Below are 21603 nucleotides of genomic sequence, written 5' to 3' on the forward strand. Positions count from 1 at the left end.
TACCAGGAGTGGAGACATGCAATTCGCCAAACGCCGTTCGGTTCTGGGGGCGCTCGTTTGCGGCGCCGTGCTCGCGAGTCTGTCGCTGGCCGCGCCGCTCGCGCATGCGAGCAAGGATCATCCGGAAATCGGTTTCTGTATCGACGATCTGCGCGTCGAGCGCTGGTCGCGCGATCGCGATTACTTCGTTGCAGCAGCGGAAAAACTCGGCGCGAAAGTGTCGGTGCAATCGGCGGACGCGAGCGAAGAACGCCAGATCTCGCAGATCGAGAATCTGATTTCGCGCGGCGTCGACGTGATCGTGATCGTGCCGTTCAATTCGAAAACGCTCGGCAACGTCGTGGCCGAAGCGAAGAAGGCGGGCATCAAGGTGGTGTCGTACGACCGTCTGATTCTCGACGCCAACATCGACGCCTATATCTCGTTCGACAACGAGAAGGTCGGCGAGCTGCAGGCGCAGGGCGTGTATAACGCGCAGCCGAAGGGCAACTACTTCCTGCTGGGCGGCGCGCCGACCGACAACAACGCGAAGATGCTGCGCGAAGGCCAGTTGAAGGTGCTCAAGCCCGCGATCGACCGCGGCGACATCAAGGTGGTCGGTCAGCAGTGGGTGCCGGAGTGGAGCGCGTCGACGGCGCTGCGCATCATGGAAGACGCGCTCACGGCGAATAACAACAAGATCGACGCGGTGGTCGCGTCGAACGACGGCACGGCGGGCGGCGCGATTCAGGCGCTGGCCGCGCAGCATCTCGCGGGCAAGGTGCCGGTCTCGGGTCAGGACGCGGATCTCGCGGCGGTCAAGCGTGTGGTGGCCGGTACGCAGACGATGACGGTCTACAAGCCGCTCAAGCTGATCGCGGGCGAAGCGGCCAAGCTCGCCGTCGATCTCGCGAAGGGCCAGAAGCCCGCTTATAACGCGCAATACGACAACGGCAAGAAGAAGGTCGACACGGTGCTGCTGCAACCGACGCTGCTCACCAAGAGCAACGTCGACGTGGTCGTGAAGGACGGCTTCTATACGCAGGCGCAACTGGCCAGCCAGTAAGCGTTGTCAGCAGGCAGTGCAGAGTCCCGCGCGCGGCGTGCTGACGCGTCGCGCGCGGGCGCAGCGAGCGGCTTCGTCGCGCTCGCTCGAACCGGCAGACCTCGACAGACTGGCGCATAGCGTATGACCGAACCCTTGCTGACGATGCGCGGCATCGTCAAATCCTTCGCGGGCGTGAAGGCGCTCGACGGCATCGACCTGACCGTGCGGCCCGGCGAATGCGTGGGCCTGTGCGGCGAAAACGGCGCAGGCAAATCCACGCTGATGAAAGTGCTCTCGGGCGTGTATCCGCATGGCACCTGGAGTGGCGAAATCCGCTGGGAAGGCGCGCCGCTCGAAGCGCACAGCGTGCGCGACACCGAGCGCGCGGGCATCGTCATCATCCATCAGGAACTGATGCTCGTGCCGGAATTGTCGGTGGCCGAGAACATCTTTCTCGGCAATGAAATCACGCTGCCCGGCGGCCGCATGAATTACGCGGCGATGTACCGGCGCGCGGATGAATTGCTGCGCGAGCTGAACATCGACGCCATCAACGTCGCCCAGCCGGTGATGAATTACGGCGGCGGCTATCAGCAATTGATCGAAATTGCGAAGGCGCTCAACAAGCGCGCGAAGCTGCTGATTCTCGACGAGCCGTCGTCGTCGCTCACGGCGGCGGAGACGAAGATCCTGCTCGACATCGTGCGCGATCTGAAGCGTCGCGGCGTGGCCTGCGTGTACATCTCGCACAAGCTCGACGAAGTCGAAGCGGTCTGCGATACGGTGAGCGTGATCCGCGACGGCAAGCACGTGGCGACCGAGCCGATGGACTCGCTCACGACCGACCGCGTGATCGCGATGATGGTGGGCCGCGAGATCAAGAATCTCTTTCCACGCGAGCCGCACGACATCGGCGAGGTGGTGTTCGAAGCCCGCAACGTGACCTGCTACGACGTGACCAATCCGCGCCGCAAACGCGTGGACGACGTCTCCTTTTCGGTGCGGCGCGGCGAGATACTCGGCGTGGCCGGGCTCGTGGGCGCGGGGCGCACGGAGACCATGCAGGCGATCTTCGGCGCGTATGCGGGCGCGTGTTCGGCGACCGTGGTGCTCGAAGGCAAGACGCTCAGGATCGGCTCGCCGCTCGACGCGATTCGCGCGGGCATCGCCATGGTGCCGGAGGATCGCAAGCGTCACGGCATCGTGCCGCAACTGGGCGTGGGCCACAACATCACGCTCTCGGTGCTGGAGCGTTTTTCGAAGCGCGGACGCATCGACGCCGCCGCCGAACTCGACACGATCCGCACCGAAATGCAGCGCCTTTCGGTGCGCGCGGCCAATCCCATGCTGTCGATCGCGAGCCTTTCAGGCGGCAATCAGCAGAAGGCCGTGCTCACCAAGATGCTGCTGACCGACCCTAAGGTGCTGATCCTCGACGAACCCACGCGTGGCGTGGACGTCGGCGCGAAGTACGAGATCTACAAGCTCATGTTCCAGCTCGCGAAGCGCGGCGTGGCCATCGTGATGGTGTCGTCCGAGCTGCCGGAAGTGCTTGGCGTGAGCGACCGCGTGCTGGTGATCGGCGAGGGCGAATTGCGCGGCGATTTCGTCAACGAAGGTCTCACGCAGGAACACATTCTCGGCGCCGCGATTCAGAGCGCGCGCGCCCAACCCATTGCAGAGAGTGCAGCATGACCCCAGACGTCACGACCCCCGCTGCGCGCGATGACCAGTTGCCCGGTGGCAGCGGCTTCGGCCTGCGCTTTCAGCAACTGTTCGCGCGCTACAAGATTCTCGCCTTGCTGCTCGCCGTCGCGGCGATCTGGGTGTTCTTCTCGGTGCTCACGCACGGCGCGTTCGTCACGCCGCGCAACGTCTCGAACCTGCTGCGGCAGATGTCGATTACCGGCATGCTCGCGTGCGGGATGGTGTTCGTCATCATCGCGGGCGAGATCGATTTGTCGGTGGGCTCGCTGCTCGGCCTGCTCGGCGGCGTGGCGGCGATCCTCGACGTGAACCGTCACTGGCCGATCGGCGCGACCGTGCCCGTGGTGCTCGCGCTCGGCGTGCTGATCGGGCTCTTCAACGGCTGGTGGTCGACGTATCGGCGCGTGCCGTCGTTTATCGTCGGTCTCGGCGGCATGCTGGCGTTTCGCGGCGTGCTGCTCGGCATTACCGGCGGATCGACGATCGCACCTGTTTCGGATTCCTTTGTATTTATCGGGCAAGGCTATTTGCCGCGTGTCGCGGGCGATGTCATCGCGTTCGCGCTGTTCGTGCTGCTGGCAGTGCTGACCGTGCGTCAGCGCGCGAATCGCCGGCGCTATCAGTTGAGTGTGGTGCCGCTCTGGCAGGACGCGGTGAAGATCGTCGGTGCCGGTGCGATCGTGCTGGCTTTCGTGGTAATGCTCGACAGCTACGGCGGCATTCCCGTGCCGGTGCTGCTGCTGCTCGCGCTGCTCGGCATCTTTACGTGGGTGGCGACGCAGACGGTGTTCGGCCGGCGCATCTACGCAGTCGGTTCGAATCTCGAAGCGACGCGTCTTTCGGGCGTCAACACGAATCGCGTGAAGCTCGCCATCTTCGCGCTGATGGGCCTCATGTGCGCCGTCGCGGGCATGGTCAACACGGCGCGTCTCGCGGCGGGCTCGCCGTCCGCGGGCACGATGGGCGAACTCGATGCGATCGCGGCGTGCTTCATCGGCGGCACCTCGATGCGCGGCGGTTCGGGCACGGTCTATGGCGCGCTGATCGGCGCACTCGTGATGGCGAGTCTCGACAACGGCATGTCGATGCTCGACGTGGACGCGTATTGGCAGATGATCGTGAAGGGCGGCATTCTCGTGCTCGCCGTGTGGGTGGATGTGGTGTCCGGCTCGAATCGTCGCTGATGAAATCGCAGACGATAACAAACGTGGTTTTCGTCACATGAAGTCGGCATCGACCATGTGACGAACGTGCGGTAAATGCATTGAAAATGAACGGGCGGACCATCGGTGCCGCCCGTTTTCTTTTATCGGTGTCACGCACCTTTCATGAAGCAATTGCCGCAGGCATGATGAACGCAGCCGTGTGCGGTCGCGCGATCTATTGCGCGGCGCGCAGCAATGCGTGCGCTTGATGCAGCTTCGATACATGCGGCCAGGAATCCTGCCACAATCGATTCGCCGTGTACCGCTGGCGCGTTACTTACGCCGCGCGCCGGCCATCTTCGTCAAGGTGTTGCGCGCCTCGCGCGACATCGCCGCTCTGTCACTTTTCCGGCGCAACCCGCGTTGCGTCGTGCCGTTCCGCGCGCTGCGGCACGGCGCCGAACAGGAGACAAGTCCGCCATGCCTACCCTCTGTGAAATCTGCAATGCGCGACCCGCTGTCGCGCGCGTGACCGTCGTGCAAAACGGCGAGCGCAAGTCGATGTCGATCTGCGACTACGACTATCGCCAGCTGATGCGGCATCAAAGCATGCTCAATCCGTTCGATTCGCTGCTGGGCGGCGGCGGTTTGTCGCGCTTCTTCGGCGGCATGGAAGGCGGCGGCCACGATGTCGACGACGATCACGGCTTCTCCGCCGAAGTGCCGCGCGAGTCGGTCGACGCGACCGATGCCTTCAGCGAGCAGACACTCGAAATTCTCCAGCGGGCCGCCGAGAAAGCGCACGAATTGCGTCGCACCGAACTCGACACCGAGCACCTGCTTTACGTGCTCGCCGACACGGACGTGTGCGCGGCGCTGCTCAAGGAACTCAAGCTCTCGCCGCAGGACATCAAGGGCTATATCGACGCGCACGCGCAGCAAGGCACCGCGCGCGAAGACGCAGCCATCGACAAGATGACGATCTCGCCGCGTCTGAAGAAGGCGTTTCAGTTCGCGTTTCAGGCGTCGCGCGATCTCGGCCATTCATACGTCGGCCCCGAGCATTTACTGATCGGCCTCGCGGCGGTGCCGGACAGCATCGCGGGCACGCTGCTCAAGAAGTATGGCGTGACGCCCGAGGCGCTGCGCCAGAAGGTGGTGAAAGTGGTCGGCAAGGGCGCGGAAGACGGTCGCGTGGATGCGCCCACGAACACGCCCACGCTCGACAAGTTTGGCCGCGATCTCACGGCCATGGCGCGGCAGGGCAAGCTCGATCCGGTGCTGGGCCGCGCGCAGGAAATCGAGAACACGATCGAGGTGCTCGCGCGCCGCAAGAAGAATAATCCGGTGCTGATCGGCGAGCCTGGCGTGGGCAAGACCGCGATCGTCGAAGGGCTCGCGCAGCGCATCGTCAATGGCGACGTGCCGGAAGTGTTGCGCGGCAAACGGCTCGTCGAGGTCAACATCAATTCGATGGTCGCGGGCGCGAAGTACCGCGGCGAATTCGAGGAGCGCGCCAAGCAGTTGATCGACGAAGTGACCGCGAAGAACGACGAGCTGATTCTCTTCATCGACGAACTGCACACCATCGTCGGCGCGGGGCAGGGCGGCGGCGAAGGCGGGCTCGATATCGCGAACGTGCTCAAGCCCGCGCTCGCGCGCGGCGAGCTGAGCCTGATCGGCGCGACCACGCTCAACGAGTATCAGAAGTACATCGAGAAAGACGCGGCGCTCGAACGGCGCTTTCAACCCGTACTGGTGCCCGAGCCCACGGTCGAGCAGACTATCGTGATCTTGCGCGGCCTGCGCGACAAGCTGGAAGCGCACCATCAGGTCACGTTCGCCGACGACGCGTTCGTGGCCGCCGCCGAATTGTCGGACCGCTATATCACCTCGCGTTTCCTGCCCGACAAGGCGATCGACCTGATCGATCAGGCGGCCGCGCGCGTGCGGATCGGCGCGACTTCGCGGCCCGCCGATATCCAGGAACTCGAAGCGGAAATCGTGCAGCTCAAGCGCGAGCAGGACTATGCGTCTTCGCGCAAGCGCTACGACGAAGCGAAGAATTTCGAGGAACGCATCAAGGAAAAGCAAACGAAGCTCGACGATCTCACCGAGGCGTGGCAGCGCAAGACGGGTTCGGAAACGCTTGAAGTGACGGTGGCGTCGATCGCGGAAGTCGTGTCGCGCCTGACCGGCATTCCGGTCGCCGATCTCACGCAGGAAGAGCGCCAGAAGCTGCTCAAGATGGAAGAGACGCTGCGCGAGCGCGTGGTCGGGCAGAGCGATGCGGTGGTGGCCGTGAGCGATGCGGTGCGTCTGTCGCGCGCGGGGCTCGGTCAGGAGCATCGGCCGATTGCCACGTTCCTGTTTCTCGGGCCGACAGGCGTCGGCAAGACCGAACTCGCGAAGGCACTGGCCGAAACCGTGTTCGGCGACGAGCAGGCGATTGTTCGCATCGACATGAGCGAGTACATGGAGCGTCACGCGGTCGCGCGGCTGATTGGTGCGCCGCCGGGCTACGTGGGCTACGACGAAGGCGGCCAACTGACCGAGCGCGTGCGTCGGCGTCCGTACTGCGTGATTCTGCTCGACGAGATCGAGAAGGCGCACCCCGACGTCTACAACGTGTTGCTACAGGTGTTCGACGACGGCCGCCTCACCGACGGCAAAGGTCGCGTCGTGGACTTCAGCAATACGATCATCATCGCCACGAGCAATCTGGGTGCGCAGATCATCATGGAGAATCTGGAGCAGCCCGAGGCGAAGCGCAAGAGCGACAAGGATGTGCGCGGCGAGTTGATGAAAGTGCTCAAGGGCCACTTCCGTCCGGAGTTCCTCAATCGCATCGACGAGATCATCGTTTTCCATGCGCTCTCGAAGGACAACATCCGCAATATCGTGCAGATTCAGCTCGACCGCGTGACGCGCACGGCGGCGGCGCAGGGCATCATGCTGAAGATGAGCGAGGCGCTTGTCGATCATCTGGTGGAGGTGGGGTATCAACCGGAATTCGGCGCGCGCGAACTCAAGCGGCAGATTCGCCAGGAAGTGGAAACGCGGCTCGCGAAGGAGATACTCGGCGACGCGCTGCAATCGGGCGATACGGTCGAACTGGGCTACGACGCGAGCGCAGAAGAAGTCACCATCAACAAGATCGCGGTGCCGCCCGATGTGAAGGAAGGCAAGGCCGCGAAGAAGGCGAAGGGTGACGGCAAAGCGGCGAAACCCGACGTCAATGAAGTCGCGCCCGAGATTGCCGCCGACGACGCCGAGGGCGATCCGCCGCCGCCTCCGAAGAAGAACGGCAAGGGCGCGGGCAAGTCGAAATCGGCGTGATCGGTGTGATCGATATGCGCTAGAAGCGCTCGCGTGGAAACCGGCGTCGCGTGCGGCGCCGGTTTTTCATGGTCGCAAGATAGTTCGGCATACTGATGAATGGCGGTTAGCCGACTTCCCACCAGGCAGGCAGCAGCGCGCGCACGTCGGGCCGCGCAAAGCGGTCGTCGAGCAGATGCACCACGCCGCTGTCGCGCTCGGTGCGAATCACGCGGCCGGCCGCCTGCACGACCTTGCGCAGACCGGGAATCAGATAGGTGTAGTCGAAGCCCGCGCCATAGAGCGCGTCCATGCGCGCGCGGATCGCTTCGTTCACGGGGTTCACCTGCGGCATGCCGAGCGTAGCGATGAAGGTGCCGATCAGCCGCGTGCCCGGCAGGTCGATGCCTTCGCCGAACGCGCCGCCGAGCACCGCGAAGCCCACACCGCTGCCGCCTTCGACGAAGCGTGCGACGAAGTCCTGCTGCTGCGCTTCGTCCATCGTGCGCGACTGCATCCACACCGGTACATGAGGATGACGCGCGACGAAGGCATCGGCGGCGCTTTGCAGATACGCGTAGCTGCTGAAGAAACACAGATAGTTGCCCGGGCGCTGCGCATATTGCGCGGCGACGCGCGTGACCAGCGCGTCGAGCGAGCGCTCGCGGTCCTTGTAGCGCGTGGAAATGTCGCGCGCGATCTGCACGTCGAGTTGCTCGGCGCGAAACGGCGTGCCGATCTCGACGTTCACCGTATTCGCGGGCAGACCGAGCATGTCGGTGTAATAGTGCGTCGGCGCGAGCGTGGCCGAAAACAGCGTGACGCTGTGCGCCGCCGCCACACGTGGACGTAACGCGCCCGCGGGCACGATGTTGCGGATGCAGAGCGCGGAGCGCGTGCGCTTCGCGTTGCTCGCGGCGGGCAGCGGCGTGACGTCGAAGATCGAATGCTGATCGAAGCGCTCGGCGATGCGCACGAAATGCAGCGCGTCAAAGTAGAACCGTTCGAGTTCGGGATCGCGCACGAGCGCGGGTTCCGCGAGTTGATCGCCGATCGCGCCGATCACGTCGCCGAGCGCGGCGATCAGGGCGTCGGGCAACGCGTCGCGCGCGCGCCACGCGTGCGGCTGCACGGCGTTTTCGGTGTTCCAGTGGCGCGTGAGGCGGGTGAGCGCGCGCTTGACCGGCGCGCTCGCGCCGCGCTTCACGGCGTCGAGCCGCGTCTGCACGAGTTCCGCCGAGTACATCGCGCGGGCGCGTTCGGGCAGGTTGTGCGCTTCGTCGACGAGCAGGCTCGCGCGCCATTGATTGTGCGCGGCGAGCATGAACAGCATGGCGCTCACGTCGAAGTAGTAGTTGTAGTCGCCGACGATCACGTCGCTCCAGCGCGCGAGTTCCTGGCCGAGGTAATACGGACAGACCGCGTGATCGCGCGCGACGTCGCGCAGCGTGGCGCGATCGAGCCGCACGCGCGCGAGCGCCGCCGAGCGCGCGGCAGGCAGGCGGTCGTAGAAGGCGCGCGCAAGCGGACACGATTCGCCATGACACGCCAGTTCGGGATGCTCGCAGGCCTTGTCGCGCGCGACGAGTTCGAGCACGCGCAGCGGCAGCGCTGTGTCTTCCTGCGTGCGCGTCAGCGTCGCGAGTGCATCGAGCGCGAGCTGGCGCCCCGAGCTTTTCGCGCTCAGAAACAGCACCTTGTCGATGCCCGCGCGCGGACACGCCTTCAATTGCGGAAACAGCGTGCCGATCGTCTTGCCGATGCCGGTGGGCGCTTGCGCCAGCAGGCAGCGTGCTTGTGTGGCCGCGCGCCAGACCGCTTCGGCGAGATCGCGCTGGCCGTGACGGAAGTCCGCGTGCGGCAGTTGCAGCGCGGCGAGCGCCGCGTCGCGCGCGCTGCGATGCGCGCTTTCCTGTTCGGCCCATGCGGAAAATCGCGCGCACTGCGACTCGAACGTGGCGCGCAAATCGGTGGCGCTGGCCTGTTCGGTGAGTGCGGTTTCGCGGCCCGAGGCGATGTCGTAGTAGACGAGCGCGAGTTCGATCGTGTCGAGCGCCCGCTTCTCGCACATCAGCGCGCCATAGACGCGCAGTTGCGCCCAGTGCAGCGCGCGGTGGTTTTCGCGCATGGCGTCGAGATCGCCGCGATAGGTCTTGAACTCTTCGAGCCGGCGTTGCGCGGGATCGTAGCCGTCGGCGCGGCCGCGCACGGTCAGCGTGCCGACGGTGCCGGTCAGCGCGATTTCGGTTTCGTAGCCGGACGGGCGGCGCGCGGCGATGGCGGCATGCCCGGCGCGGCCTTCGCTCGCGTCGGGCGACGGCGTGAAGCGCAGGTCGAGGTCGCCGCGCTTCGCGGTGAACTCGCAGAGCGTGCGCACGGCGACCGTGTAGCTCATCGCGCTGTTTCCGGGTGGGACGCGAGCGTGCCGCTATCGCTTTCTTCGCGCTCGTCGCTATCTTCGCGTGCCCAGTGCGCCTGCAGCACCGTGACGGGCATGCCGTGCGACGCGCAATAGGCGAGCCAGCGGCGCTGGTTGTCCTGCAGGCGGTCGCCGGGGCCTTTCACCTCGATCAGCTCGTAGCGGCGTTCGCGCGGCCAGAAACGCACGAGGTCGGGCAGGCCCGAGCGGTTGGCGGCGGGCTCGCGCAACAGACGCTCGAACCACAGACGCAGATGCGCGGCCGGAAAGCAGTCGAGCGCGAGCGTGAGCAGCGTGTCGTCGAGCGCGGGCCACGCGACGTAAGGCGACTGGATGCCGTATTTCTCGCCGAAGCGCATCCGGATGGTCGCGCGATAGGTGCCGTCGTCGAGTTCGGCGAGACAGGCCGCGAAGCGCTCGGCGCGCCGACTGACGAAATCGGCGGCGTGGAGGTCGGCAGGGCCGCGCTGGAAAGGATGGAAGAACGCGCCCGGCAGCGGCGCGAACAGCGCGGGCCAGCAGAGCAGGCCGAACAGACTGGTGATTAGCGTGTTCTCGACGTAGAACACGGGCGCGTCGTCGGTGCTGAGCGCGCGGCGCGATGCTTCTTCCACGCGCAGAGCCGCCCACGCGGCGGGCAAGGTCAGCGAGAGCTTCGCGTGGGTGGACGCGGCGGTGTCGTCCGCTTGGCTTGCGTGTTTTTTCGCGCGTGTGCGCAGCAGGCGGCCGAGCGTGCGCGCCGCGCGTTGCGCCTCTTCCTCGTTCGCCGGCGCGGCGGCAATCGCCTGCGCGAGGGCCACGGCTTCGTCGCGGCGCGCGAGTTGTTCGAGCACGCGCACGCGCCGGTAGCGCGACTCCGGATGCGCGCTGTCCACGTAGGCGCGCCACGCGAGGTCGGCTTCGCTGGCGCGCTCGGCGGCGAGCCCCACGGCGTGGCGCAGACGGTCGTGACGCGCGCGCAGCCACGCATTGCCGTGCGTGCGCGGCGCGAGGGCGTCGAGCGTATCGAGCGCGCACGCGAGGCCCGCGACCGGATCGTCGGCGAGATCGAGCGCTTCGCGGCAATCGCGCAGGGCGAGATAGGCGTCGATGTCGGCGCGCTGCTGGAACACGCGCGACGCCGCATCGAGCGGCACCTGCTCGTAGCGATAGACGCCCAGATCGGCGAGCACGAACTCGGTCCAGTCCTGGCGCAGATTGCCGAAGAACATCAGGCGCAGGCGCTCGCACAGCGGCGCGGCGTTGAAGCGGAACACGGCGTCGGCGGAAGCGGGGAACCACGCGGCCCATTCGCGTGCGTCGGGCGCGAGAGCGTCGAGCGCGGCAAGCGTGGCGGCGCGCGTGGCGCTGCGTTTGTCGAGCGCTTTGAGCGCTTGCAAGGCGGCTGCGCGTGATGGAGCGTCGGCGGTGTCGGCCAGGTCGGCCAGGTCGGGCTCATGGGTGACTTGCGCGAGGTGCGCAGCGAGCGCCAGCAATTCCGCCTTCGTGACGATTGCCGCGAGCGCATCGAAAGCGAGCACGGGCGCGCCGTCGAGCCAGCCGCCCGCCACCAGCGGCGCAGCGGCTTCGCGCGGGCAGCCGATTTCGGCGTAATCGAGCTTGCTGGCGCGAAAATCCGGCCCTTTGCGCATCAGCATGCGCACGAACAATGCACGCGAGGCGCGCGGCAGGGCGACGAAATCGCGCAGGAAGCGGCGTTCCCCGTCGTCGAAGAGGTCGGCGCAGCGCGCGTCGAGCCAGCCGAGCGCACGCTCGAAGTTCGCGAGGTAATAGAACGGATCGGGGGAGTCGGGAAGCACGCGCGGCACTGTACGGATATACAGCAGCGATGATAGCAGGCCCGCGCCGCCGCGCATCGCTTCGACGGAGGGCGCGGCCTACCGTAGGCTACAATTGCCGCAGCCTGAAAACCGAACCGCGCTTCGAGCGCATGAAAGAGCGATGAATAAACGGAATGTCAGCCTCGTCGGCCTTGCGGCCGGCGTTACCCTGCTCGCGGGATGCGTCGCGCAGTATCAGAATCCGGGCGCCTGCGAGCAGGAGATGCGCACGCGGCTGAACCAGGCGTCGCTGGGCGAACTCTCCGTCACGCATACCGCCGTGGCCTATCGCGGCGAACGCGTGGTGATCGAAGGGCATCTCGAACGCGGCGTGTTGCCGGCTTCGGAGGCGGTCGCTGCGTCGGCGGCTGTGGCTGCGAGCGGGGCGCATGCGGCTTCGGGTGCGTCGAGTGCTGCGGCGGCTTCGGCAGCGTCGGGTGCTTCATCGACGCATGCGGCGGAAGCCAAGCCCACCACGCCCGTCGAGCTGATCGCCCGCAAACTCGGCCTGCACAAGGCGCCGCCCACGGCCACCGCCGCCGAGTGCACCTACGATCACACCGGCAGCCTCACGTCGTTCCACTGGCTCGCGCCGGCCGCGCTCGCGAAGACCACGCCGGCTTCCGACGCCAGCGCGCAAGACTAAGCACGTTTCGTCCATCATGACGAGGCGCGCCGCGCGCCTCGCTCCATTTTTTCCCCGTCATCAGAACGCGAAGTACGGTCCCGCGCCCACCGGCGTCGCCTGGGCCTCGATCGCCGTATAGACGCGCTTGCCGAAGAAAAACGGCAGGCCCCATCCGAACGCATGGCCGTTGTAGCCCGCCAGATTCGCGAACGCCCAGTTGCCGCTCGCGAAGAGCGTCTGCGCGCTGTCGATCGAAAGCGCGGCGGGCGCGCCGGTGCCGTCGATGCCCTTGATCGTCGCGCTGAGACTTTGCGGCGATGACGGGCAGTACCAGACGCCGCAGCGCGTGAGCGTCGCGTTGGCGAAGAAGAATCCGTTCGAGCCGCTGTCCAGATAGCTTTGCGCGTAGACGCTGCCGTCCGAGGTGGTGGTCGAGACGAAGCCCGTCACGGTGTTCGCGCGCAGCACCGTCGCGCCGCCGAGCGCGTTGTTCGACTGCGAGCCGATGCCGAAGATCAGCGATCCGGACACGCTCGATGCGCCGCTCGCGGCCACGGCGGGCAGGTCGAGCACGACGCCGTTGTTGTCGGTGGCGAAGGCGGCGACGGGGTTGCGCACCTGCTGCGCGAGCGGCTGCGCGCTGGCCGCGCAAGTGCCCGACGCGCACGCGTAGTACCACGATCCCGACGCCTGATTGACGCACGACGCGCCGCAGTCGGCATCGAACGGACCGACGCCGAGGATGCCGTTCGCGCGCAGCGTCCCGGGCGTCAGCATCGCGAGGCCGCGGCCCTGGCAGGCGCTCGGCGTGGCGGGCACGGCCGGGTCGGCGATCACCTGGATCGGCAGCGCGGACGCCACTTCGCCCGCGAGCCGCACGTCGGCGCTGCGCACGGCGCCCCAGGTGTAGCCGCTGCCGAAGCCCGCGCATTCGCCCGCGATGGCCTGGCCGCCCCCCGCCGACACCGCGGGCAGATTCAGTCCGGCGGGCAGCGCGGAAGCGAGCAGCCGCAGGCCCTGCGAACCGGTGTCCACCTGCACGTTGCCGATGGTCGCGCAGGTGTTCGTGCCCGGCACGCAGACGGTCACGGTCGTGGTGAGCATGTTGCGCGTCGAGCTGGGCGTGGCCGCGACGCTCACGGGATGCACGTTGGGCGTGCTCGACGGCGGCACGCTCGTATTGCTGGTGTTCGGCGCGGGCGTGGCCGCAGGTTTGACGGCGGTAGGCGCGGCGGTCGCGCTGGGGCGGGCGGACTGCCCGCGCCGTTGCCGCCGCCATCGCCCCCGCCGCCGCCGCAGGCGACGAGCGTGACGCTCAGCGCGAGCCCAAGGACGCTCGCGCAAGCGAGCAGGCGCATGCGGCGGCCGGATGGCGCAGACTCTTGTGCCCGCGCTGGAAGTTCATGTGCGTTCATTGCAGTGCCCTCTCAGTGATGCCGACGGGCAGCGCGCCGGGCAGCCACGCGCGCCCGATGTAACCGCGCATGTGACCGCCGGTTTCGACGATGACCGATGGCGTTTCCACGCGCGCGGCGTGCAGTTCGTCGCCGCCGGCGGCGTGCAGCGCTGCCGCGCCGCTGTGCCAGGTGGCGGCGTACGGGCCGAGGAGTGTGTCGAGATTGGGCGTCGCCGGACCTTGCCAGGTGTAGGCGAAGATCCGCCGGCTGCGGGCGTCGATGTAGACGTTGACGGTCGTGCCCGCTGCATCGGTGTAGCTCGCCATCCGCGCCTCGCCGCCCGCGACGCTGTGCGCGGGCGGCGAGGCGGCTTCGGCGGCGGGGGCGATGTCGCCGAGCGCGGCGTGCGCGACGGCGGGCAGACCGGCCAGGCACACGAGTGCGCAGGTAACTGCGCGGGCGACAGACGTGACGCGGCCCGCCTCGGTGAGGCTGCAAGTTGTCATATTTCTCTCCGTTAGATTCTTTTTTCGAGATGTTTCTTTTCTTTTTGAGAAAAGTAGCACCGGGCCCTTTCAGGCAAGCCCACCGAACGCGCGACACCGCACTGCGCAAACTCGAGCGAACCTCGATAGAACCCCAGTCGCTTGATTTGTAAGGAAAAGCTGAGCAAAAGGGCACAATCGGCAAGGCTTACCGAATGTTGATAAACGTTAATTTGATTACGGGAAATGCCGGTAAAGGCCGCGCGGACAGGGCGTTGCGCGCGAGGAAAGCGTTTCAAGCGGCGTTGTCGCCCCCGGCTTTTTGCACATCACGCCGAGTCGCCGGTAAAATGTTTGGTTGATCCACGAAACCGGACGTGGCCTAAGCCGAAGGGATTACCCGAACATGAGTGATTTTCATCAACGTCTTGCCGCACGCGCCTTTGCGCTCCTGATGGCGGGCGGGTTGGTCGCCGGCTGCAGTTCGCCGTCGCCGAACAAGATCGATTACCGCAGCGACGCCAAGGCGAAGCAGGCGTCGCTGGCTGTACCGCCGAACTTGCTGGACGAAACGTCCGACCAGCGTTCGGTGGCGCCGCAGGGCGGCGAGGCCTCGCTGTCCACGCTCAAGCAGGTCCAGAGCGACGCGCCGTCGTCCGACCAGCAGACCCAGGTGCTGCCGCAGGTTCCGGGCATGCACATCCAGCGTGACGGCACGGAAAGCTGGCTCGTCATCGACAGCCGCACGCCCGCCGACGTCTGGGCCCAGGTCCGCCGCTTCTGGCAGGAACAAGGCTTCCTGCTGGTCGTCGACCAGCGCGACAAGGGCGTGATGGAAACGGACTGGAACGAAACCCATCCGAAGATCAACGACGGTCTGATCCGCAACACGCTGTCGTGGGCCACGGGCAACTCGTACGTCACGGCCGAGCGCAACAAGTACCGCACGCGCCTCGAAACGTCGCCCACGGGCGGCACGTATGTGTTCATCAGCCAGAAGGGGCTGAGCGAGCAGCTGTCGGGCACCAACAACGAGACCAGCAAGTGGGTGCCGAAGCCCAACGATCCCGCGCTCGAGCAGGAATACCTGAAGCGCCTGATGATGACGCTCGCGAACGCCAAGCCGGGCGTGCCCGACGCGCAGGTCGCGAAGGACGTCGATGCCAAGGCCAACGCCAAGGACGCGAAGTCGAAGGCACCGGATGCGGCCGCCGCCGCCATCGCCGCGCAGAACGCCGCAGCCGTGGGTCAGAGCCAGCCGTCCACGCCGACGGGCAACACGTCGGGTCAGTACACGTCGAGCGAACTCACGCTCGGCGAGCCGTATGACCGCGCGTGGCTGCGTGTGGGCGTCGCGCTCGATCGCGCCAACTTCACCGTGGACGACCGCGACCGCTCGAAGGGCATCTACTACGTGCGCTACGTCGATCCGCAGGATATGACGTCGGCGGAACAGGGCTTCTGGAACCAGATCTTCCATGGCCGCAAGGAAAAGATCGCCAAGCAGTACAAGGTGAACGTGCGCGCCGTGACCGAGAACCAGACCCGCATCGCCGTGGTCGACGACAAAGGCCAGATCGACTCGTCGCGCCCGGCGCGCGAGATCATGGGCCTGATGGTCGAAGAGCTGCACTAAGCGATTTGCAACCGCACGAAGGCGCGCTGTCCGTCGCCTTCGTCCGGTCCGCGATCGTTAAAAAGCCCGCCTGCGTCAAGCAGGCGGGCTTTTTATTTTGCTGCGGAGTATCGCGCGCTCAGTGCGGCGGAATCATCCACGTGAAGACGTTCTGCTGGAGCCAGACGAGCAGGCCGAGCAGCACCGTCATCAGGATCGAATGCTTGAAGGTGCGTGCGAAGACGTGGCCTTCCTTGCCCTTGAGCTCGGTGGTTGCGACGCCCGTCGCGATGTTCTGCGGCGAGATCATCTTGCCCATCACGCCGCCCGACGAGTTGGTCGCCGCCATCAGCACGGGATTGAGGTTGAGCTGCTGCGCGGCCACCACCTGCAGGTTGCCGAACAGCGCGTTGCCCGAGGTGTCGCTGCCCGAGAGGAACACGGCGACCCAGCCGAGGAACGCGGACACCAGCGGGAAGAACGCGCCCACCGACGCCACGCCGAGCCCGAGCGTGTAGGTGAGGCCCGAGTAGTTCATCAGAAACGCGAGCCCGACGATGGTCGCCACCGTGAGAATGGCGATGCGCGTCTGCACCCACGTGTCGACGATCGCGCCGCTGAAGTCGGCGGGTTTAAGCCGCACGACGAAGGCCGTGATGATCGCCGCCACGAGGATCGCGGTGCCCGTGGCGAGCGGCTGGAAGTCCCAGATCGCGCCGTACGGCGTCTTGTAGAGCGTGATGAAGACGGCCTTGTCGAGACCCGGCCACGGCACTTTCACGTCGCCGATCGCGAACACCTTCGCCACGGTCCAGAGAATCACCACGACGGCCACGATGATCCACGGATACCAGCCTTGCGCGCCCGAGACGGCGCCGCGCACTTCCTTCGCGCGGTCGACCTTGATCTCGAAGGCGGGATCGGGCGCGGGTTTCCAGACGCGCAGAAACACGATGGTCAGGATCAGCGAAACGAGCGACGACAGCACGTCGGTCAGGCTGTAGTTGATGAAGTTCGCGGTGACGAACTGCGTGATCGCGAAACTGCCGCCCGAGACCAGCAGCACCGGCCAGATGCGCAGCATGCCGCCCACGCCCGCGTAGATCGCGATCACGTAGAACGGCAGCAGCAGGGCGAAGAACGGCAACTGGCGGCCGACCATCTGGCCGAGCACGTCGGCGGGCAGATGCGTGACCGCGCCGAGCACGGTGATCGGCACGCCGAGCGCGCCGAACGCCACCGGCGCGGTGTTGAAGATCAGCGTGAAAGTGAGCGCTTCGAGCGTCGGGAAGCCGAGCATGATGAGCAGCGAACTCGTGATCGCGATCGGCGTGCCGAAGCCCGAAATGCCTTCGAACAGCGCGCCGAACGAGAACCCCACCACGACGAGCACGATGCGCCGGTCGTTCGGCAGATTGTCGAGCAGCCACATGCGGAACGCCGCGAAGCGCCCCGAACGCAGCGCGATGTTGTAGAGCAGGATGGCCGTGACCACGATCCACATGACCGGCCACAGCGCGAACACCACGCCGTTGAGCACCGCGCTCACCGCCAGATTGACCGGGAACTGCCAGCCCGCGATGGCCACGATCAGCCCGACGACGAGGCCCGCGAGCGAAGCCTGCCACGCGGGGCGGCGCGCCCAGCCGAGCAGGACGAGCACCACGGCGATCGGCAACACCGCCACGATGAACGACAAGAGCAGCGAGTTGCCGATGGGTGTCAACAGCTGATGAAACATGACGTCTCCTTTGTGCTGGTTCGTATCGGCGCATCGATGCGTGGGCGCACGGCGTGCCGGGCGTGGCGTCGGCGGGGCGGACGGCGCGCGGCGGCTTGCGTCGTCGAGAAGGAGGGCGATGTAGTTAAGGCAGTGCTTCAATCCCCGGTGCCCCTAAGCAGGATAGAAAATGGGCGCGGAGCGTCAAGGAGGGAAAGTACGGTCGTGCGCGGGCCGGGCGCGCGGGAGGGGCAGCGGTTCGAGTGCGGATGCGATGCCGCGCGATCAGCGATGCCAGTGTCCGCCGCCGCCCCAGTAGCCGAAGCCGAACGAGATCGACGGCGCGCCCCAGCCCCATGCGGGATACGAATAGTAGGCGGGCCAGGCCGGATAAGCCGGATAGTACGCAGGCCAGACCGGCCACACGGGCGCGGCGACGACGACCGGCGGCGTGGCCGTGAGCGAACCGGGATACTGCGCGTCGGGAATCGCGGCGGGCGCGGGGTTGGGCGCCGCGGTCCAGGTCGATTGTGCCGATTGCTGCGTTGGATAAGCCGACGTTTCCTGCTGCGTGCCGGCGGCGGGCACCGCGCCGGCGTAGTACGGCGAGTAGGACGAGTAGGGCGCGTAGCCGTATGGCGCGTAGTAGTAGCAGCCCGAGAGCGCGAGCAGCGCGACGGCCGCGCCTGCCGAAGCGGCGCGCTTCGCATATCGCGCAGACGTGGATGCGCGGCAAGCCGACACAGACGAAGACAGCATCGATACAAACGCAAACGGGTATTGCATGACGGGCTCCGAGGCGCGGCGCGGATCGCGGCGTAGTCGATCGAGCTTACTCGCGTTGCCGTCGCGGCGTATTGCCCACGCGTAACGGCATATTGCGGGCAAGGGCACCGACGCAATGGCGCGGCTCAAAAACAGGCGCGGCGCATGTCCCAAGGAACCATGCGCCGCGCATCCTCTCTGAAACCGGGCTGGCCGGCGATCTGCCTGTCGGGGTTGTCGACGTTGTCGTTATGCTTCGCGCAGACCGCGGGTTACTTGCCGACCTGATTGCCGATGATGCCGCCCACCGCCGCGCCGCCCACCGTCGACAGCGCGCTGCCGCCGATCACGGCGCCCGCGGCGCCGCCGACACCCGCGCCGATGGCGGTGTCGCGATCGCGTCGGGACATGTTGTCACAAGCAGTCAGACTGCCGAGCACGGCGACCAGCGTGGCGGTCGTGAGTAGGATGCGGGGACGGACGAGCGCGTTCATTGTCGACTCCTTGAAATCGGATACGCGATGCGGATCTCGCCGCCTATCGCAGGCCCGATTCGCACCTCCAGTACACCCATCCTAGCCACGCGCCGCGTATCAGGGTGTGTGCGCTTGTCAGCGAGTTGTCGGAGTCGTTAAAAAATGTATCGGCGCGCCGCACGACGATCGTCGTGAAGATTGATCATCGTGCGGCGCAGCGAAAAACCGCTTCGCTTACTGGCGCTGATAAATCTCCGCGCCTTGCTTGACGAACTCGACGGCCTTCACTTCCATGCCTTTTTTCAGGGCTTCGTCGTCGCTCATGCCTTGCTTCGCCGCGAAGTCGCGCACGTCCTGCGTGATCTTCATCGAGCAGAAGTGCGGGCCGCACATCGAGCAGAAGTGCGCGACCTTGGCCGAGTCCTTCGGCAGCGTTTCGTCGTGGAATTCACGCGCCTTGTCCGGATCGAGGCCGAGGTTGAACTGGTCTTCCCAGCGGAACTCGAAACGCGCCTTCGAGAGCGCGTTGTCGCGCACCTGCGCGCCCGGATGACCCTTCGCGAGATCGGCCGCGTGCGCCGCGAGCTTGTACGTGATGATGCCTTCCTTCACGTCGTCCTTGTTCGGCAGGCCGAGGTGTTCCTTCGGCGTGACGTAGCAGAGCATCGCCGTGCCGAACCAGCCGATCATCGCCGCGCCGATGCCCGAAGTGATGTGATCGTAGCCCGGCGCGATGTCGGTGGTCAGCGGCCCGAGCGTGTAGAACGGCGCTTCCTTGCACCAGTCGAGCTGGAGATCCATGTTCTCCTTGATGAGCTGCATCGGCACGTGGCCGGGGCCTTCGATCATCACCTGCACGTCGTGCTTCCACGCGATCTGCGTGAGTTCGCCGAGCGTCTTCAGTTCGCCGAGCTGCGCTTCGTCGTTGGCGTCGTAGATCGAGCCGGGACGCAGGCCGTCGCCGAGCGAGAAGCTCACGTCGTATTCCTTCATGAATTCGCAGATCTCTTCGAAATGCTCGTAAATGAAGGATTCCTTATGGTGCGCGAGGCACCACTTGGCCATGATCGAACCACCGCGCGAGACGATGCCCGTCATGCGGTTGGCCGTGAGCGGCACGTATTGCAGACGCACGCCCGCGTGAATCGTGAAGTAGTCGACGCCTTGCTCGGCCTGCTCGATCAGCGTGTCGCGGAACATTTCCCACGTGAGGTCTTCAGCCTTGCCGTTGACCTTTTCGAGCGCCTGATAGATCGGCACCGTGCCGATCGGCACCGGCGAATTGCGGATGATCCACTCGCGCGTTTCATGAATGTGCTTGCCGGTCGACAGATCCATGACCGTGTCGCCGCCCCAGCGGATCGCCCACGTCATCTTGTCGACTTCCTCGCCGATCGACGACGTGACCGCCGAGTTGCCGATGTTCGCGTTGATCTTCACGAGGAAGTTGCGGCCGATGATCATCGGTTCGCTTTCCGGGTGGTTGATGTTCGCGGGGATGATCGCGCGGCCGCGTGCGATCTCGTCGCGCACGAATTCAGGCGTGATTTCCTTGAGCGCGTCGGCGCCGAACGCCGCTGCGCCGAACGCCTGGCCCGGATGCTGGCGGCCCATCATCGCCGCGAGCTTTGCGCCGTTCGGGCCGCTCGACTTGAGGCTTTCGAGGTACTCGGCGCGACGCTGGTTTTCGCGGATCGCGATGTACTCCATTTCGGGCGTGATGATGCCCTGACGCGCGTAGTGCATCTGCGTGACGTTCTTGCCGGCCTGGGCGCGGCGCGGCGTGCGGTGCAGGCCCGGGAAACGCAGTTCGGCCGTGGCCGGATCGGCGGCGCGCTCGCGGCCGTAGTCGGAGGAGAGGCCCGGCAGCGCTTCAGTGTCGCCGCGCTTTTCGATCCACGACTGGCGCAGCGCAGGCAGACCCGCGCGAATGTCGATCTTCGCTTCGGGATCGGTGTACGGACCCGAGGTGTCGTAGACGTAGACCGGCGGATTCTTCTCGCCGCCGAAGCCCGTGGGCGTGTCGGCTTGCGTGATCTCGCGCATCGGCACGCGGATGTCGGGCTGCGAGCCGGTGACGTAGATCTTGCGGGAATTGGGCAGCGGCGCGATCGCGGCTTCGTCGACGTGCGCGTTGGCGGAAATGAATTTGGGATTCGCGTTCATGCGTCTCTCTCTCCATGAAGCAGTGGGGGAACAACGGCTTAGCAGGAGACGAAACGGAACGTGGACGGACTTCGCTTTGATGGATGAAGCAAGGCGATGGTGCTGCGAAGTCCGGACGCTTCCCTGCGCTGGCATTATCCAGATCAGGTTCAAAGGGTATTTCTCACCCGCGAAATACGCAGCTTGAGCATTCGTATGAATGGTTCGAAGCGGCGCATGACGCAGGACCCCCGCGTAAGCAGGCCAAACGATACACCGCGCTGCGACGATCTGGCAAGCGCGAATTCGCGCGCGATGTGGCAGGCGCGGCGCGTTTCGCGCGCGCGCTCATATAGCGATGCGCGCGGATTTCGCTTTGTTGGGGAGGGAGGAAAAGTGGTGGAAGAACCGCGAAGCCACGGCGCAAAGCGGCGCGTGCTTCGGGTGAAAGCTGCGCGTTACTAGAGCGATTAGAGCGATTAGAGCGATTAGAGCGATTAGAGCGATTAGAGCGAAAAATCGTCGGCGGCTTCGGGCTGAAACAGGATGCGATCGATCTTGAGCGTTTCGACGGCGCCGCTCGGCGGCGTGAAGCGCACGGTGTCGCCGCGCTTCGCGCCGAGCAGCGCAAGGCCCGCCGGCGAGAACACGTTCAGGCGTCCGGCTTCGACATTCGCGCCCGCCGGATAAACGACCGTGAAAGTCACCGGCTCGCCCGAGCGCTCGCTCACGAGCGTGACCTGCGAATTCATGGTGACGACGTTCGAGGCGACCTTGTGCGCATCGACGATCTCGGCGCGCTCGAGCAGCTCGTCGAGCATGGCCTGGCGCGCCGGGGCGGCGCCAGGTTCGGCGGCGCATTTTTCGAGGCGGGCGAGATCGAGTTCGGTCAGGTAACGGATTTTCTTGGACATGGCGGTTCTCCCGGCAATCCGG

General features: G+C 65.9%; 15 protein-coding genes, 1 pseudogene and 1 riboswitch. Of the genes and pseudogenes, 7 read left to right on the forward strand and 9 right to left on the reverse strand.

Annotated features, from left to right (window positions below):
- The first annotated feature begins 16 nt into the window (after positions 1-16).
- The 4 genes and pseudogenes from xylF to G5S35_RS05515 all read left to right on the forward strand — a co-directional run bounded on the left by xylF (position 17) and on the right by G5S35_RS05515 (position 7218).
- Positions 17-1045: a D-xylose ABC transporter substrate-binding protein gene (xylF, locus tag G5S35_RS05500; RefSeq protein WP_065060332.1), complete on the forward strand. Its 1029-nt coding sequence runs from the start codon at positions 17-19 to the stop codon at positions 1043-1045.
- A 168-nt stretch (positions 1046-1213) separates the two neighbouring features.
- A pseudogene (xylG, locus tag G5S35_RS05505) lies at positions 1214-2722 on the forward strand (D-xylose ABC transporter ATP-binding protein); the annotation flags it as partial.
- Positions 2719-3918 (forward strand): sugar ABC transporter permease, encoded by a 1200-nt coding sequence (locus G5S35_RS05510; RefSeq protein ID WP_065060330.1) that lies wholly within the window; start codon positions 2719-2721, stop codon positions 3916-3918. The pseudogene xylG and the gene G5S35_RS05510, both read left to right, overlap by 4 nt.
- Before the next feature lie 441 nt (positions 3919-4359).
- Positions 4360-7218 carry an ATP-dependent Clp protease ATP-binding subunit gene (locus G5S35_RS05515; RefSeq protein WP_176079150.1) on the forward strand — a complete coding sequence of 953 codons (2859 nt, stop codon included), beginning with the start codon at positions 4360-4362 and terminating at the stop codon, positions 7216-7218.
- A 106-nt stretch (positions 7219-7324) separates the two neighbouring features.
- On the opposite strand, the gene G5S35_RS05520 is transcribed toward G5S35_RS05515, so the two are convergent.
- Both G5S35_RS05520 and G5S35_RS05525 read right to left on the reverse strand, forming a co-directional pair.
- The gene (locus G5S35_RS05520; RefSeq protein WP_183038715.1) at positions 7325-9592 is read right to left on the reverse strand and encodes an ATP-dependent DNA helicase; all 2268 of its coding nucleotides are present in this window, start codon (positions 9590-9592) and stop codon (positions 7325-7327) included.
- Positions 9589-11415: a VRR-NUC domain-containing protein gene (locus G5S35_RS05525; protein ID WP_183038716.1), complete on the reverse strand. Its 1827-nt coding sequence runs from the start codon at positions 11413-11415 to the stop codon at positions 9589-9591. The genes G5S35_RS05520 and G5S35_RS05525 overlap by 4 nt, the downstream gene beginning before the upstream one ends.
- 142 nt (positions 11416-11557) lie before the next feature.
- On the opposite strand from G5S35_RS05525, the gene G5S35_RS05530 reads away from it, so the two are divergent.
- Complete coding sequence (locus G5S35_RS05530; protein WP_183038717.1) at positions 11558-12082, forward strand: hypothetical protein; 525 nt, start codon at positions 11558-11560, stop codon at positions 12080-12082.
- A gap of 60 nt (positions 12083-12142) precedes the next feature.
- On the opposite strand, the gene G5S35_RS05535 is transcribed toward G5S35_RS05530, so the two are convergent.
- Entirely contained in the window at positions 12143-13168 is a 1026-nt protein-coding gene (locus tag G5S35_RS05535; protein WP_338048711.1) for a DUF3443 domain-containing protein, read from the reverse strand.
- On the opposite strand from G5S35_RS05535, the gene G5S35_RS40165 reads away from it, so the two are divergent.
- Positions 13131-13376: a hypothetical protein gene (locus G5S35_RS40165; RefSeq protein WP_338048712.1), complete on the forward strand. Its 246-nt coding sequence runs from the start codon at positions 13131-13133 to the stop codon at positions 13374-13376. The genes G5S35_RS05535 and G5S35_RS40165 overlap by 38 nt on opposite strands.
- Positions 13377-13475: 99 nt before the next feature.
- On the opposite strand, the gene G5S35_RS05540 is transcribed toward G5S35_RS40165, so the two are convergent.
- Positions 13476-13967, reverse strand: coding sequence for a DUF2844 domain-containing protein (locus G5S35_RS05540; RefSeq protein ID WP_065060324.1), 492 nt, complete (start codon positions 13965-13967; stop codon positions 13476-13478).
- A gap of 385 nt (positions 13968-14352) precedes the next feature.
- Here G5S35_RS05540 and bamC point away from each other — a divergent pair, with 385 nt between their 5' ends.
- Positions 14353-15582 (forward strand): outer membrane protein assembly factor BamC, encoded by a 1230-nt coding sequence (gene bamC, locus G5S35_RS05545; protein ID WP_065060323.1) that lies wholly within the window; start codon positions 14353-14355, stop codon positions 15580-15582.
- A gap of 118 nt (positions 15583-15700) precedes the next feature.
- On the opposite strand, the gene G5S35_RS05550 is transcribed toward bamC, so the two are convergent.
- The 5 genes from G5S35_RS05550 to G5S35_RS05570 all read right to left on the reverse strand — a co-directional run bounded on the left by G5S35_RS05550 (position 15701) and on the right by G5S35_RS05570 (position 21581).
- The gene (locus G5S35_RS05550; protein WP_183038718.1) at positions 15701-17302 is read right to left on the reverse strand and encodes an L-lactate permease; all 1602 of its coding nucleotides are present in this window, start codon (positions 17300-17302) and stop codon (positions 15701-15703) included.
- Between the two features lie 264 nt (positions 17303-17566).
- A complete protein-coding gene (locus G5S35_RS05555; protein ID WP_237181348.1) occupies positions 17567-18067 on the reverse strand; it encodes a hypothetical protein in 501 nt (166 codons plus the stop codon).
- A 251-nt stretch (positions 18068-18318) separates the two neighbouring features.
- Entirely contained in the window at positions 18319-18540 is a 222-nt protein-coding gene (locus tag G5S35_RS05560) for a glycine zipper 2TM domain-containing protein (protein WP_183038719.1), read from the reverse strand.
- Between the two features lie 216 nt (positions 18541-18756).
- Positions 18757-20688, reverse strand: a complete 1932-nt coding sequence (gene thiC, locus G5S35_RS05565) for a phosphomethylpyrimidine synthase ThiC (RefSeq protein ID WP_183038720.1) — start codon at positions 20686-20688, stop codon at positions 18757-18759.
- Between the two features lie 102 nt (positions 20689-20790).
- Positions 20791-20930, reverse strand: a riboswitch (TPP riboswitch).
- Positions 20931-21173: 243 nt separating this feature from the next.
- Complete coding sequence (locus G5S35_RS05570; RefSeq protein ID WP_065060318.1) at positions 21174-21581, reverse strand: GreA/GreB family elongation factor; 408 nt, start codon at positions 21579-21581, stop codon at positions 21174-21176.
- Positions 21582-21603: the final 22 nt, after the last annotated feature.

Source organism: Paraburkholderia tropica, from assembly GCF_014171495.1.
GTDB lineage: Bacteria > Pseudomonadota > Gammaproteobacteria > Burkholderiales > Burkholderiaceae > Paraburkholderia > Paraburkholderia tropica.

Coding starts and splice junctions, on each gene's coding strand:
- xylF (WP_065060332.1), top strand. CDS start 17: ATGCAATTCGCCAAACGCCGTTCGGTTCTGGGGGCGCTCGTTTGCGGC.
- G5S35_RS05510 (WP_065060330.1), top strand. CDS start 2,719: ATGACCCCAGACGTCACGACCCCCGCTGCGCGCGATGACCAGTTGCCC.
- G5S35_RS05515 (WP_176079150.1), top strand. CDS start 4,360: ATGCCTACCCTCTGTGAAATCTGCAATGCGCGACCCGCTGTCGCGCGC.
- G5S35_RS05520 (WP_183038715.1), bottom strand. CDS start 9,592: ATGAGCTACACGGTCGCCGTGCGCACGCTCTGCGAGTTCACCGCGAAG.
- G5S35_RS05530 (WP_183038717.1), top strand. CDS start 11,558: ATGAATAAACGGAATGTCAGCCTCGTCGGCCTTGCGGCCGGCGTTACC.
- G5S35_RS05535 (WP_338048711.1), bottom strand. CDS start 13,168: ATGCTCACCACGACCGTGACCGTCTGCGTGCCGGGCACGAACACCTGC.
- G5S35_RS05540 (WP_065060324.1), bottom strand. CDS start 13,967: ATGACAACTTGCAGCCTCACCGAGGCGGGCCGCGTCACGTCTGTCGCC.
- bamC (WP_065060323.1), top strand. CDS start 14,353: ATGAGTGATTTTCATCAACGTCTTGCCGCACGCGCCTTTGCGCTCCTG.
- G5S35_RS05550 (WP_183038718.1), bottom strand. CDS start 17,302: ATGTTTCATCAGCTGTTGACACCCATCGGCAACTCGCTGCTCTTGTCG.
- G5S35_RS05555 (WP_237181348.1), bottom strand. CDS start 18,067: ATGCAATACCCGTTTGCGTTTGTATCGATGCTGTCTTCGTCTGTGTCG.
- G5S35_RS05560 (WP_183038719.1), bottom strand. CDS start 18,540: ATGAACGCGCTCGTCCGTCCCCGCATCCTACTCACGACCGCCACGCTG.
- thiC (WP_183038720.1), bottom strand. CDS start 20,688: ATGAACGCGAATCCCAAATTCATTTCCGCCAACGCGCACGTCGACGAA.
- G5S35_RS05570 (WP_065060318.1), bottom strand. CDS start 21,581: ATGTCCAAGAAAATCCGTTACCTGACCGAACTCGATCTCGCCCGCCTC.